General features: G+C 65.3%; 11 protein-coding genes. 3 read left to right on the forward strand and 8 right to left on the reverse strand.

Annotated elements, in window-relative coordinates:
* Positions 1-12: 12 nt before the first annotated feature.
* The 8 genes from DN387_RS01035 to DN387_RS01070 form a co-directional block, all read right to left on the reverse strand.
* Positions 13-1,164: an efflux RND transporter periplasmic adaptor subunit gene (locus DN387_RS01035; protein ID WP_043862098.1), complete on the reverse strand. Its 1,152-nt coding sequence runs from the start codon at positions 1,162-1,164 to the stop codon at positions 13-15.
* A 174-nt stretch (positions 1,165-1,338) separates the two neighbouring features.
* Entirely contained in the window at positions 1,339-2,436 is a 1,098-nt protein-coding gene (locus DN387_RS01040) for a DUF1513 domain-containing protein (protein WP_254505993.1), read from the reverse strand.
* A 2-nt stretch (positions 2,437-2,438) separates the two neighbouring features.
* On the reverse strand, positions 2,439-3,503 hold the full coding sequence (locus tag DN387_RS01045) for an imelysin family protein (protein WP_043862100.1): 1,065 nt from the start codon (positions 3,501-3,503) through the stop codon (positions 2,439-2,441).
* Between the two features lie 14 nt (positions 3,504-3,517).
* Complete coding sequence (locus DN387_RS01050; RefSeq protein ID WP_054914823.1) at positions 3,518-4,945, reverse strand: di-heme oxidoredictase family protein; 1,428 nt, start codon at positions 4,943-4,945, stop codon at positions 3,518-3,520.
* 168 nt (positions 4,946-5,113) lie between these two features.
* Entirely contained in the window at positions 5,114-6,445 is a 1,332-nt protein-coding gene (locus tag DN387_RS01055) for an imelysin family protein (protein WP_043862102.1), read from the reverse strand.
* A 144-nt stretch (positions 6,446-6,589) separates the two neighbouring features.
* Positions 6,590-8,641, reverse strand: coding sequence for a bifunctional diguanylate cyclase/phosphodiesterase (locus DN387_RS01060; RefSeq protein WP_054914822.1), 2,052 nt, complete (start codon positions 8,639-8,641; stop codon positions 6,590-6,592).
* Positions 8,642-8,935: 294 nt separating this feature from the next.
* On the reverse strand, positions 8,936-9,532 hold the full coding sequence (locus DN387_RS01065) for a superoxide dismutase (protein ID WP_054914821.1): 597 nt from the start codon (positions 9,530-9,532) through the stop codon (positions 8,936-8,938).
* A 186-nt stretch (positions 9,533-9,718) separates the two neighbouring features.
* Entirely contained in the window at positions 9,719-10,318 is a 600-nt protein-coding gene (locus DN387_RS01070; protein WP_043862105.1) for a LysE/ArgO family amino acid transporter, read from the reverse strand.
* A 122-nt stretch (positions 10,319-10,440) separates the two neighbouring features.
* Here DN387_RS01070 and DN387_RS01075 point away from each other — a divergent pair, with 122 nt between their 5' ends.
* The 3 genes from DN387_RS01075 to DN387_RS01085 are packed head-to-tail and all read left to right on the forward strand — an operon-like array spanning position 10,441 to position 13,239.
* Positions 10,441-11,367 carry a LysR family transcriptional regulator ArgP gene (locus DN387_RS01075; protein ID WP_043862106.1) on the forward strand — a complete coding sequence of 309 codons (927 nt, stop codon included), beginning with the start codon at positions 10,441-10,443 and terminating at the stop codon, positions 11,365-11,367.
* Between the two features lie 12 nt (positions 11,368-11,379).
* On the forward strand, positions 11,380-12,375 hold the full coding sequence (locus DN387_RS01080; RefSeq protein ID WP_254505995.1) for an NAD(P)-dependent oxidoreductase: 996 nt from the start codon (positions 11,380-11,382) through the stop codon (positions 12,373-12,375).
* A 39-nt stretch (positions 12,376-12,414) separates the two neighbouring features.
* Positions 12,415-13,239, forward strand: a complete 825-nt coding sequence (locus DN387_RS01085; RefSeq protein ID WP_054914820.1) for a hypothetical protein — start codon at positions 12,415-12,417, stop codon at positions 13,237-13,239.
* Positions 13,240-13,300: the final 61 nt, after the last annotated feature.

Raw genomic sequence — 13,300 nt, forward strand, 5'->3', positions numbered from 1 at the left:
GCGGTTCCTTGGTCAGTCGGCGCCGGGCTGGCTGGTCGGTTCGGCTTGCAGGGTCTTGTCGGCGCTCAGGGTGACGGCAGCGCCCTGGGTCAGCTTCAACTGGCCGGCGGTGACCACCGTTTCGCCGGGCGTGAGGCCCTTGGCGATCACCACCAGGCCGTCGCGGCGCTCGCCGGTCTCGACGAAGCGCCGCTCGGCGATCAGTTGCGGCTGGCCATCGGCCGTGGTCTGCACCTTGCCGTCTTCGGACTTTTGCGGCACGGCGACATACACCGAGTTGCCATAGAGGGTGTAGGTGACGGCGCTCTGCGGCACCACCACCGCGTTGCGCGGGTTGGGCAGCAACACCTGCAGGCTGGCGAACATGCCCGGCAGCAACGTGCCGTCGGGGTTGGCCAGGGTGGCGCGCACCTGCAGGTTGCGGGTGGTGTCGTCGACCTTGGGGTTGATCGCGCTGAGGGTGGCGGTGAAGCTGCGGTGCGGGTAGGCGGCCACCGAGACCAGCGCCTGCTGGCCGAGGCTGAGGTTGGGCAGCGCCTGTTCCGGCACGAAGAAGTCGACATACAGGCTGCTCAGGTCCTGCAGGGTGGCGATCACCGTGCCGCTGGCCAGGTAGCTGCCCAGGTCGACCTGGCGGATACCGATGGTGCCGGTGAACGGCGCGTTGATGCTCTTTTTCGCCAGGGATGCCTTGAGTTGCGCCACTACCGCCTGGTTGCGCAGCAGTTGGGCGCGCAGGCGGTCGAATTCGCCCTTGGAGATGGCCTGGCTGCCGACCAGCTGGCTGCCTCGCTGATAATCCACCTGGGCCAGCCCGAGGTCGGCCTGGGCGGTGCCGAGCAGGGCAGTCTCCACGTCGCTGTCCAGCTGCAGCAGCAGTTGCCCGGCCTTGACCTGCTGGCCGGATTCGAAGTGCAGGGCCTTGACCGTGCCGGCGATCTCCAGGCTCAGGTCCACCCCTTGCAGGGCCTTGAGGCTGCCCACGGCGGGCAGGCGGCTTTGCCAGGGCTGCTCGCGCGCCTCGGCGGCGGCAACGCTGACCGGCGGCTTGGGCGCGGAGAACTGCTGGATCTGGCGGTAGATGGACAAGCCCTTGTAGCCGCCCAGGGCCAGCACCAGCAGCAGGACGATACCCAGCATGATGAGCATGCGACGGCGCAGCATGGACCAGCTCCCTGGAAGCGTTGTTGCGCAAGTCTAGTCGGTCGCGGCGCAGGGGGCGGTGTGCTGGTTCGGTATATTTTATGTTGTCTGTACCGACGTCATCGCGGGTCAAGCCCGCTCCCACAAGGTTCCAGGTGTTCCCTGTGGGAGCGGGCTTGACCCGCGATTGCTATATCAGATCAGGTGCAGATGGTTGTCCCACAACCCCGAAGGCAGTTGCAGCGGTTGCCCCACCAGCGCTGCCTTGCGGCAGTCGTACAGCCGGCAACGCCCTTGCCCGGAGGTCACCACAAAACCATCGGCCACTGCGCCCACGCCCGCGCAGTCCGGCATCGGCGCATCCAGCTTCACCTCGGCGCTGTCCAGGTCCCAGATGAACAGGCGGTTGGCCCGTGGCGCGGTCATCGCCACCAGTCGCAGCTCGCTGTGCACCGCCACGCTGGCGGTGTACTGGGCCATGGACTGCAACTGCTGCTCCGGCACCGGGAAGGCCACGAACGGCTGCCCCGGACGCTTGATCGCCAGCAATTCGGCGGTTTCTTCCGAGCCGCCCATGAACTGCTGGCACGCCAGCACGGTGCCGTCGTCAGCAATCGCCAGGTGGCGCACGCTGTTCATCTGCTGGCTCAGGGTTTCCTTGCTCAGCAGGGTGCCGTCGCGCTGCATCAGCACCAGGCTGGGCTGCATCGCATCCAGGTTCATCTCCACCCGGCTCTCGGCTTCGGTGCGGATACCGCCATTGGCCACCACCAGGGTCTCGCCGTCAGGCAGCCACGACACCTGGTGCGGGCCGATGCCGTGGGTCGGGATTTCCGAATGATGGGCCAGGCGTTCGCCTTCGAAGCGGTACACACCCAGCACGCCACGGCCCGGGTCGGTGGTGTCGTTCTCGGTGGCGTACAGCCATTCGCCGCCCTTGTGGATCACCGCGTGGCCATAGAAGTGCCGGTTCGGCTGCGAGGCCAGGGTCTGCAGCAGGCGCCCGTCGCGCAGGTCGATCAGGTAGCTCTCGGTGCCGGGGCGGCGCGCCACGAACAGCGCGATCGGCCGCTCGGGGTGGTTGATGATGTCGTGGCAGCGCAGGCCGACCTGGGTGGCGAACACCTGGGTGCCGTCCAGGCGATAGCCCACGGCATAGTGCTTGCCGTCGGCATCGTCACGGGCCGACAGCAGCAGCGGCTGCTGGGCCTTGCTGCGCCACAGGGTCCAGCCACCCAGGGTCAGGGCGCTGAGCAGCACGCTACCGAGTTTGAGGGCCTGGCGTCGCAACATGATCAGTCACCGTCGTTGGCATTGAAGCCCAGCTGGATGTTCAGCGCCTTGGCCAGTTCACCTTCATGCAGGCGGTGAACCACGTTCAGGCTGTCGTAGAAGGCGTTCAGTTGCTCGCGGCCGGCATCGTCCTGGAGCATTTCGCCCAGGGGCCGGTCGATCGCCTTCAGTTGCTTGAGGGCATCAGCATAGGCCGCGTCGATCTTGTCGGCCAGGGCCTTCTGGTCCTTGCCCAGCAGGCCGCGCAGGCCCTGGTTGTCGACCCCGACCCACACGGTCTGGGCGGCGATCAGGCTGGCTTCCAGGCTCTTGAGCGAGGAGTGGCTGCGCCAGGCTTCAGCCTGCAGCGGCTGCGGGATGCCCTTGCTCAGGCGACCCATCGGCGTGCCGAGCTTCTTCTTCAGGGTGTCCAGCGCGGTGACCTGGGCGCGCAGCAGGTCGGCGATCGCCTCATGGGAGTCGGCGTAGCGCTGGTTGGGGAACTTGGTCATCTGCGCCAGCATGCCGTCGGTGCTGTTCCAGCCCTTGAGGATCTCTTCGGCGAGGTTCTTCTGGTGTTCGCCGATGGCCACCAGCAGCGGGCAGTAGCGGGCCTTCTGTTCGGCGGTGGCGACGTCCGGCTTGCTGTCGAACAGGATGTACTCGTAGGCCGACAGGCCGCGCACCACGACGCTGGACTTGGCCACGGTCTCGGCATCCACCGGCTTGTCGCCGTTGACCAGTTGCTCGACCTGACGGCCCACCAGGTTCTTCTTGTCGGGCCAGAACTGCACCTGCCAGGCGCGGTTGCCCTCGGCCAGCGGGCCGATCAGCAGCGGTTGCAACTCGGCCCAGGCTTTTTGTGCGTGCAGGAAGTCGGCGCGTGCGGTGGCCAGGTCGGCCTTGCCTTCGCAGAAGGCCAGGGCGCTGACGGCCAGCTGGCGGTCGGCTTCGACCCAGCGGCTGTAGGTCGGCAGGATCACCTGCTTGGCGATCGCGGCAGAGGTCACGGCCTGCGGGTCCTGCGGCGAGCAGGCGCCCAGGGCGATGGCGGCGAGGCTGGTGAACAACAGCTTGGGACGGAACATGTCCGGCTCCTTCTCTAGAGTGAGTTCAGGAACGCCAGCAACGCGGCGCGTTGCTCGGCATTGAAGGTCAAGACGTGCTGGCGCGCAGGCTCGGCTTCGCCGCCGTGCCAGAGCACGGCCTCGAGCAGGTTGCGGGCGCGCCCGTCATGCAGAAACTGGGTATGGCCACTGACGGTCTGGTTCAGGCCGATGCCCCACAGCGGCGCGGTGCGCCAGTCCTGGCCACCGGCGGCGAATTCGCTGCGGTTGTCGGCCAGCCCCGGGCCCATGTCGTGCAGCAACAGGTCGCTGTAGGGGCGGATGGTCTGGTTGGCCAGCTCCGGCTCGGCGGCATTGGCCGAGGTGGTGAATGTGGGGGTATGGCAGCCCTGGCAGCCGGCCTGGAAGAACAGGTTCTTGCCGGCCAGCACCTGGGGCGAATCGACGTCCTTGCGTACCGGCACCGCCAGGTTGCGGGTGTAGAACAGCACCAGGCGCAGGATGTTGTCGCTGACCTCCTGCTCGCCATCGGCGCCGTTGCCATTGGGCTGGGCCAGGCAATCGAGCTGCGCCGGGGTGCAGTCGTCGCGCGGCACCAGGCTGCTGGTCAGGCCCATGTCGCTGGAGAACGCATGGGCGTTCTGCTGGTTGAGGTTGGGTTGCCCGGCCTTCCAGCCGAAGCGGCCAAGTACCTGCTTGCCCTGGGCGTCGTCCCATACCAGGTTGGGCCGGCCACGAATGCCGGTGCCGTTGCGCCCCTCGGGGTCGGCGTTGGCCAGGATGGCCTCATCAGGGATGGCCTCGAGCAGGCCCAGGCCGATCATCGGCGGCGCGACGCGTGCCGAGAAGCGTGTGTCGGGGTGCATCGGGCCGTAGCCAAGCTGGGTGATCTGCAGATGCGGCTTGCGCAGTTCGACCTGGGTGCCGTCCTTGAAGGTGACGCTCACCGGGGTGTAGCTGACCCGCACCTTGCCCTCGGGGGCCACGCCGGGCACGGCCATGTCCTGCAACTGCCCGCCATAGACCGGCTCGGGCACGATGCCCAGTTGCTCGATCACCTTGGCGTATTCGGGCTGGTCGGGGATCGACAGGCGCACCAGCATCGATACCGCGTTTTTGGCGCCCTCTGCGGGCGGGTGCCCGCGCCCGTCGCGAATATGGCAGTTCTGGCAGGCGTTGGTGTTGAACAGCGGGCCCAGGCCATCGCGCGCGGTGGTGGTAGACGGGGCGATCACCCACGGGCTGCGGAAGAAGCTGTTGCCCACGCTGAAGTCCAGGCGCTGGCTCGGGGTGAGGTTGGCCGAGGGCATGGAGTAGGCGTTGCGGTCGCGCTTGTTCACGGTGGTGCTGCCACCGGCACGCGCCTCGCCAGGTTCGGCCTTGGTGAAACGCGGGGCGTCGTCACAGGCGCTCAGGGCCAGGGCCAGTAGCAGGGGAAGGGCGCGGTGAAGCGGAGCGGGCATCGAGAATCCTGAATGGCTAGCGTAAAACCGGCGTGCAAGCTTAGCAGGCGCGGGGGATATGAATAAGAGGGATTTGCGTTTGCTGGATGAAATCTGCTTCAGCTTCCAGCGAAGAGGTCCCACAAAAAAGGCGACCCGAAGGCCGCCTCTGTTTCAGCACGCTACCACTCAGAACTCGTGGTCAGCGGTGTCCGGGTTCAGGTCGGTGATGCCCAGTTTGCCCGCAGCCTGTTCGATGGCACCGGTCTGCTTGACCAGCGCGGCGATGGCGTCACGCACGATCTGGTTGCCCGCAGCGTTGTCGGCAGCGATCAACTGGTCGTAGTGCTCACCCTTGAGGGCGTGGTCGACCATCACCTGGATCTTCGCCTCGGTGGCTTCCAGATCGGCCTTCAGGGTGTTGTCGGTGGCCGGATCGACCTTGGCCACCAGCGACGACAGGCTCGGGCCGCTCAGCTTGGTGCCGTCGGTGCGGGTGTACTCGCCCAGGTAGACGTTGCGGATACCCTTGGCGTCGTAGAAGTGCGAGTAGTGAGTATTGTCGCTGAAGCAGTCCTGCTCGTCCTCAGGCGAGTTGGCTTCCAGCGAGACCTTCATGCGCTCGCCCGCCAGTTCGCCCAGCGACAGGCTGCCCATGCCGAACAGCATCTTGCGCAGGCCGTTGGCGACAGGTTCTGCCTCCAGGGTGGCGCGATAGTTGTCGGCCACTGCCGGCTTCCAGTTGCCGACCATTTCTTCCAGGTCGTTGACCAGCAGCTGGGTCACGGCCTTGAGGTAGGCACGACGACGCTCGTTGTGGCCGCCGGTGGCGCCTTCGCCTTGCAGGTAGTCCGAGGCAGGGCGGTTGCCGGCGCCCGGGCCGGTGCCGTTGAGGTCCTGGCCCCACAGCAGGAATTCGATGGCGTGGTAGCCGGTGGCGACGTTGGCCTCCGAACCGCCCAGCTCGTTCAGGCTGGCCAGCTTCTCGGGGGTCAGGTCCTTGACGTCGACCTTGTCTTCGCCCACCTGGATCTCGGTGTTGGCGATGATGTTGGCGGTGGCGGCCGGGTTGCCCAGGGCGTGTTCATAGCTCTTGTCGACGTAGTCGATCAGGCCTTCGTCCAGCGGCCAGGCGTTCACCTGACCTTCCCAGTCGTCGATGATGGTGTTGCCGAAGCGGAACACTTCGCTCTGCAGGTACGGTACACGGGCGGCTACCCAGGCAGTCCTGGCGGCGGCCAGGGTGTCGGCGTCGGGCTTGGCAAGGAAGGCATCGACTGCGGTCTGCAGGGTCTTGGCGGTGCTCAGCGAGTCGCTGTACACGGCATACACCATCTCGGCGTAGTGCTTGACCACCGCCTGGGCGGCGGCTTCGTCGACGGCCCCGGACGCCTGGGTGGTGCTGGCGGCAGCAGGTGCGGCGGCCTGTGGTGCGGCGGCCTTGTCCTTGTCATCGCCGCAGCCGGCGAGGGAGATGGCAATGGCCAGCAGACTGGCGGTGGCCAGAGGCATACGAATCATGGGCTATTCCTGCGTCGAGAGGTTGAACAGGCGTGCAGCCGCACGCAAAGGTGCAACATAATGCGAAAGATATGCATTTTCTGTAAAGAGGTTGCCACGTAAAAATTCAAATGCTGTTCACGCTGCCCTTGGCGGCAGCGTCACTCACAGAATCGATACCTGGTTGCGTTGCGCTGCTTTGAGGAAGGCGGTCAGCTCGCGTGCCGGCAGCGGTTTGCTGTAGTGGTAGCCCTGACCTTCATGACAGCCCTGGGCAATGATGTAGGCTTCCTGCTCGGCGGTTTCCACGCCCTCGGCGATCACCTGCATGCCCAGGCTCTTGCCCAGCTGGATGATCGCGCGAACGATGGTGGCGTCGTCGTCATCGTCGAGCAGGTCCTGCACGAAGCTCTTGTCGATCTTGATCTTGTCCAGCGGCAGCGACTTGAGGTAGCTGAGCGAGGAATAGCCGGTGCCGAAGTCGTCGATCGCGATCAGCGCGCCGGAGCGGCGCAGGCTCAGCAGGTGCTGGGCGGCAGTGCTGATGTCTTCCATCAGGCCGGTCTCGGTCACTTCCAGTTCCAGGCTGCGCGGCGGCAGGCGGTAGATCTGCAGCAGGTTGTTGACCACCCGGGGCAGCTCGCTGTGGTGCAGCTGCACGGTCGACAGGTTGACTGCCATGCGCAGGTCGCTGAAGCCCTGGTCGTGCCATTCGCGCAGTTGCCGGCAGGCCTGGTCGAGCACCCATTCGCCGATCACGATGATGTTGCCGTTCTGTTCGGCCAGCGGTATGAACTGATCGGGCGGAACCATGCCCAGCTCCGGGTGCTGCCAGCGCAGCAGCGCCTCGACGCCCACCACGCGGTGGTCGCGGTAGCTGATCTGCGGTTGGTAAACCAGGTACAGCTGATTGCGCGGCAGGGCTTCGCGCAGGTCCTTTTCCAGCTCGCGGCGCCGGCGCATCTCGCTGTCGACGCTGGCGATGTAGAACTGATAGCGGTTGCGCGAACGGCTCTTGGCCAGGGTCATGGTCTGTTCGGCCTTTTGCAGCAGCTTCTCGGTGCTGTCGCCGTCTTCGGGGAACAGGGTGATGCCGATGGTGGCGCGCAGGCGGATCTCCTGATGGTCCAGGGCGAACGGCGCTTCCAGGTCATCGAGAATGCTCTGGGCCAGCTCGGCAGCCTCGTAGGGTTGTTCGATGTCGGCCTGCACCAGCGCGAACTGGTCGCCGCCCAGGCGGGCGAGGGCACCCAGGCGACCGCTGTGGGCACGCAGGCGGTCGGCCAGGGCCAGCAGCAACTGGTCGCCGGCCTGGTAGCTGAATTGTTCGTTGATGCCCTTGAAGTCGTCCAGGCCTACGCACAACACCGCAACCCGGCGCTGCAGGCGCCCGGCATCGACCAGGATCTTGTCCAGTTGCTGTTGCAGTTGCTGGCGGTTGGGCAGGCCGGTGAGAAAGTCGTACTGGGCCATGCGCAGCAGGCTGTTCTCGGCCTCGTGGCGCAGGTGGGTATTGCGTTCGATGGACGCCAGCAGTTGGTTGGCGGTGTTCACCCACAGGCCCAGTTCGTTCTTCTCGTGGCCCTTAAGCAGCGGCAGCTGATGCTGGCTGGGGCGGTCGGGGTTGATCTGGGTGAGGTTCTCGATGAGCTTGGACAGTGGCTTGGTCAGCAGCCAGTGGTAGACCAGGTACAGCACCAGCCCCATGGCCAGGGCGCGGAGCACGCCGGCAATGAAGATGATCACCGAATTGACCACGAAGCCCTGGCCGTAGGCGCCGGTGTCGAGGGTGATGCTCAGGTCGCCGTAGTATTCGCTGTAGGGCGCGCGGCCGACGAGCTGGGTGGTGTAGGTGCGTTCCTGGCCGAGGATCAGGTCGGTGAGCCAGCGGGTCGGCAGTTCCTGCAGAGGGCGCGACTTTTCTGCCAGCATGGTTTCGTTGGGGTGGCCGATGGAGGCCATGCGCACGGACTCATCCTGGAACAGCCCCTCGATGACCTGCATGCCCATTTCGCGGTCCAGGCTGTATACGGCCTGGGTGGAAGGGTCGCGGAACATGTCGAGGATTCGCTGGGCGTCGTTGGCGACAGCCTGGCGGGTCTTGTAGGCATCGAAGACGATCTGCGCACAGCTGAGTACCACGCCCACGGCCAGTGCCGAGAGCAGGACCACTCTGAGCAACTTGACCGACAAGCTGTTTTTGAGTTCCAGCTTCAATGGGGTTTCCTTAATCCATGCGCATGGCATCATTTTGCCATCATCTGTGGCAATCCACTATCGGCCGTTGGCAGGATTCATGATCCAGCGGTCACTGTATCGGTTGCCCGGCCTTGCGACTTGAGCGATGTACGACAAGTTTCCCAACGATTGATGTTAGCGCGGTATGGGGGGGCAGCAAGAGAGGGTGTTGGTGAAATTGGTTAAAAAAGGTTGGTGGGTGGGGTTTTGCTCTTTGCCGCTTTTTCGGCATAAAAAAACCCGGCCTGAGCCGGGTTTTTTCAGAAGCAGCACTTATGCAGTGAAGGTCTTGCCTTCGAACTGCTCAGCCACGAACTTCCAGTTGACCAGGTTCCAGAACGCCTCGACATACTTCGGACGCACGTTACGGTAGTCGATGTAGTAGGCATGCTCCCACACGTCGCAGGTCAGCAGCGGGGTGTCACCGCTGGTCAGCGGGTTGCCGGCACCGATGGTGCTGGCCAGCGCCAGGGAGCCGTCAGCTTTCTTGACCAGCCAGCCCCAACCGGAACCGAAGGTGCCAACCGACGTCTTGGTGAACTCTTCCTTGAACTTGTCGAACGAACCGAACGCGGCGTTGATGGCTTCAGCCAGCGAACCGGTAGGCTGGCCACCAGCGTTTGGCGCCAGGCAGTTCCAGTAGAAGGTGTGGTTCCAGACCTGAGCGGCGTTGTTGAAGATACCGCCCGAAGAAGTCTTGACGATCTCTTCCAGGGTCTTGCCTTCGAACTCGGTGCCTGGCACCAGGTTGTTCAGGTTCACGACGTAGGTGTTGTGGTGCTTGTCGTGGTGGTATTCCAGGGTTTCCTTGGAAATGTGCGGCTGCAGGGCATCGTGTGCGTAAGGCAGCGGCGGCAATTCAAAAGCCATGGTGATTCTCCTAATCAGGTCTGTTGCGGTGAGCGCAAGGCCGATCACGGGCGGCCGGAATGCATCGGCGAGTTTTTACTCTTTGCGACGCAGATTCGGGATCATAGCACCGGGCCCTGACCTAAACCACGCAACAAGTGTATGGAATAGAGGTTCCAGAGCCTTTGCCGACACCTGACGAACGGGTCAGCCCAGCGCCAGTTGCAACGCCACCGCAAACATCATCACCGCCACCATCAGGTCCAGCAGGCGCCAGGTGCCAGGCCGGGCCAGCCACGGCGCCAACCAGGCCGCACCCAGCGCCAGGGTGAAGAACCACAGCAGCGAGGCACTGGCCGCACCCGCCACGTAGGCACCTGGCACGCTTTGCTGCGCACCCAGCGAGCCGATCAGCAACACGGTATCCAGGTACACGTGGGGGTTGAGCAGGGTCACCGCCAGGGCACTGAGCAACACCGCGCGACGCGAACGCTGACCCAGGCCCTCGCCCTGCTCCAGGCTCTGGCTGGAGCAGGCGCGTATCAGCGCCTTGCTGCCATACCACAGCAGAAACACCACCCCACCCCAGCGCGCGACCGCCAGCAGGGTCGGGTTCTGCGCCAGCACCGTGGCCAGACCGAACACGCCAAGCGCCACCAGCACCGCATCACAGAACACGCACAGTGCCGCGACCGGCAGGTGGTGCTCACGGCGCAGGCTCTGCGCCAGCACGAAGGCGTTCTGGGTGCCGATGGCCATGATCAGCCCGAAGGCGACCAGCAGGCCGTTGAGGTAGCTTTGCCACATGGGAGGTGCTCCGCGAAGCAGCCACACGGGCTGCCGAAAATACAGGGGGGATCGCTGGCTATTGTGCGGGCAGTGGGCGTATAAGAAAAACCAATAAACCTCATCCGGCATTAGGGAAACTGATGTTCGACTACAAGTTGCTTTCCGCCCTGGCGGCGGTGATCGAGCAGGGCGGTTTCGAGCGGGGCGCACAGTTGCTCGGGCTGTCGCAATCGGCCATTTCGCAACGCATCAAGCTGCTGGAGGCGCGCGTTGGCCAGCCGGTGCTGGTACGCGCCGCGCCGCCAGCGCCCACCGAGATCGGCAAGCGCCTGCTCAACCATGTACAGCAGGTGCGCCTGCTCGAGCGCGACCTGCAGCATCAGGTGCCGGCGCTGGACGATGGCGGTCAGCCCGAGCGTCTGCGGGTAGCGCTCAACGCCGACAGCCTGGCCACCTGGTGGGCGGCGGCGGTCGGGGCGTTCTGTGCGCAGGAGCGGGTGCTGCTGGAGCTGGTGGTGGAAGACCAGGAGGTGGGCCTCAAGCGCATGCGCGCCGGCGAAGTGGCGGCCTGCCTGTGCGCCAGCGAGCGACCGGTTGCCGGGGCGCGCAGCGAGCTGCTCGGCGCCATGCGCTACCGTGCGCTGGCCAGCCCCGACTTCATGGCGCGCCACTTTCCCCAGGGGGTAGAGGTGGCGCGCCTGGCCCGCACCCCGGCCGTGGTGTTCGGCCCGGACGATTTTCTGCAGCATCGCTACCTGGTGTCGCTGGGTATCGATGGTGCATTCCTGCATCACCTGTGCCCGTCTTCGGAGGGCTTTCTGCGCATGACCGAGGCCGGCGTGGGTTGGGGCCTGGTGCCCGAATTGCAGGCCCAGGCGCAACTGGCCAGCGGGCAACTGGTGGAAATTCTGGCGGATAAGCCGATCGATGTGCCGCTGTACTGGCATCATTGGCGCAATGGCGGGCAATTGCTCGGCCAACTCACCGACCACCTGCGGCGCAGCGCCAGCAGTTGGTTGGTGCCGTGGTCGGGTTTGCCGGCGTCTGCATCATCTGCAAACAAGTAGGCGGAGTGCTTCATGCGAATTCTGGTCACCGGCGCAAGCGGCTTCATTGGCGGGCGCTTTGCACGCTTTGCCCTGGAGCAGGGCATGGAGGTACGGGTCAATGGCCGGCGGGCCGAAGGCGTCGAGCACCTGGTGCGCCGCGGCGCCCAGTTCATTCCGGGGGACCTGGGCGACCCGGAGTTGGCCCGGCGGGTCTGCCAGGGCGTCGAAACCGTGGTGCACTGCGCCGGTGCGGTGGGCAACTGGGGACGCTATCAGGAGTTTCACCAGGGCAACGTGGTGGTCACCGAGAACGTGGTGGAGGCGTGCCTGAAGGAACACGTTCGTCGCCTGGTGCACCTGTCCTCGCCGTCGATCTACTGGAACGGGCGCTCGCGCCTGGGGGTGACCGAGGAGCAGGTGCCGCGGCGCCTGCACGATGCCTACGCGACCACCAAGTACCTGGCCGAGCAGAAGGTTTTCGGTGCCCAGGAGTTCGGCCTGGAAGTGCTGGCCCTGCGCCCGCGCTTCGTCACCGGGGCAGGGGATGTGAGCATCTTCCCGCGCCTGCTCAAGATGCAGCAGAAACGCCGTCTGGCGATCATCGGCAACGGCTTGAACAAGGTCGACTTCACCAGCGTGCAGAACCTCAACGAGGCGCTGATCAACGCGGTGCTGGCTGGCAACGACGCGCTCGGGCAGGCCTACAACATCAGCAACGGCCACCCGCTGCCGCTGTGGGACGTGATCAATTACGTGATGCGGCGCATGGATCTGCCCCAGGTCACGCGCTACCGCTCCAGTGGCCTGGCCTACGGCCTGGGCGCGCTGAACGAGGGGGCCTGCCTGCTGTGGCCGGGCCGTCCGCAACCGACCCTGTCGCGCCTGGCGGTGCAGGTGATGAACAAGGATTTCACCCTGGACATCAGCCGCGCCCGCCAGCAACTGGACTACCGCCCGCAGGTCAGCCTGTGGGCGGCGCTGGATGAATTCTGCGGCTGGTGGAAGGCCCAGCACGGCGGCCACTGACTTATACTGGCGCTCATTTGCACTCACGGCGGTTGATCCATGCGCAACGATGCTCACGACGATTTCGATGATGTACCCAGCCTCAAGGCCGGCGGTCGCGATGATGACGACTTTGCCCCGGCGCCAGGTGCACGGGTGGCCGCCGTGCGCGGCAAACCGCGCAAGCCGGCGGCCACCGGGCCGTTGTGGGCGCTGGTGGGCGCTTCGTTCATCGCCCTGGCCGGGCTTGGCTGGTGGAGCTTCCAGCAGATTTCGCTGATGGAGCAGCAACTGGTGGCCACCCAGGAAAGCTTTGCGCGCATCAGTGAAGAAGCTGCCGGGCGCCTGCAGGACATCAGCGGCAAGGTGGCGGCCAGCGAGTCGAGCGTCAGCACCGGCAGCGAGGCACTGAAGCTGCAGATAAAGCAGTTGCAGGCCAGCCTCGCCGAGCAGAGCAAGCAGCAGCAGGGCGTAGCCGGGCAGCAGGGGGACCTGGGCAAGCGGCTGGAGCAGGCCCTGGCGCAGGTTGGCGAGCAGCAGGCGACCAATGCCCAATTGCAGGCGCAACTCAAGGCTGTGGCCACGGAGCTGGCGGCGGTGAAGGCGGCGCAGGCTGATACCGGCAAGGTCGATGCGCAGCTCAAGAGCCTGTCGACGGAGATTGCCGCATTGAAGAAGCAGGGGGATCCGGGGGCGGCGATCCAGCGCCTGGAACAGGACCTGATCGTGCTCAAGAGCGAGCAGGAGAATCGCCCGGCGGTGGCTGCCGGGGCGGGTGCCTCGACGGCGGAGTTCGATGCGTTTCGCGGGCAGGTGACCCGCAACATCACCACCTTGCAGAGCCAGGTGCAGAACCTGCAGCGGCAGATCAACGCCAAGCCCTGATCCGCTGTGAAGTTATCGCGGGTCAAGCCCGCTCCCACCGGTACAGTGGCTGTCTGCAGAC

Origin of the sequence: Pseudomonas sp. FBF18 (genome assembly GCF_024261405.1) — a bacterium.
Classification (GTDB): Bacteria; Pseudomonadota; Gammaproteobacteria; order Pseudomonadales; family Pseudomonadaceae; genus Aquipseudomonas; species Aquipseudomonas palmensis.